This is a genomic window from Vibrio sp. 10N.222.52.B7 (assembly GCF_041474275.1).
Taxonomy (GTDB): domain Bacteria; phylum Pseudomonadota; class Gammaproteobacteria; order Enterobacterales; family Vibrionaceae; genus Vibrio; species Vibrio crassostreae_C.
In genome coordinates, this window is sequence record NZ_JBFRTU010000117.1 from 9,940 (window position 1) to 10,507 (window position 568).

Consider the following 568-nt stretch of genomic DNA (forward strand, 5'->3'; position numbering starts at 1 on the left):
TTAAACGTACGATCGTTTTGAGATAAAGGTTGGTGACACAAAGGGCATTGGTAAGTCATGGAGACCTCTAAAGGAGAATAGACAGCGCAAGTGTAACGAGCTAAAACCAAAAAGTAAAAGAGCGACATAAAGCCGCTCAAAAATCGTTTTTTATAACTGTATTTATACGGTTATTGGGCACTAATCACAGTAATCAGCTGGTGGCTTTCACCAGGCTGTAATGTTTTTCCTGCTTCTAGGCTTGGTGCGTGCAGTGTTGATTCAACACATAGCATGGTTAGGTAACCGTCGTCTTGCATGTCGCCCATACCAGCAGCGCCTTCTGCCCACGGGTTCCACAGTACTGCAGAGTTATGACCGTGGTTTTCAACTGTTAGCGTGCGATCCAGCTTCTTGTCAGCAACAAAGATTTGCGCTTCTGGTTGCGTGTAAACGCGGTCAATCGTGTCGGTCAGTACCAGTTCAGATCCACCTTGGCAGATCTTGCCACCTTGCAGGCTATCAATGTACTCAGCACCCATACCAGTGGTGGTTGTGTTGTGGATATCGCCAACGTTTAGGTAAGTGT

The 568-nt window shown here is 46.3% G+C and carries 1 pseudogene; it reads right to left on the reverse strand.

What is annotated here, in order from left to right:
• Window positions 1-170: 170 nt before the first annotated feature.
• Window positions 171-568: pseudogene (locus tag AB4512_RS20985) on the reverse strand (D-hexose-6-phosphate mutarotase); the annotation flags it as partial.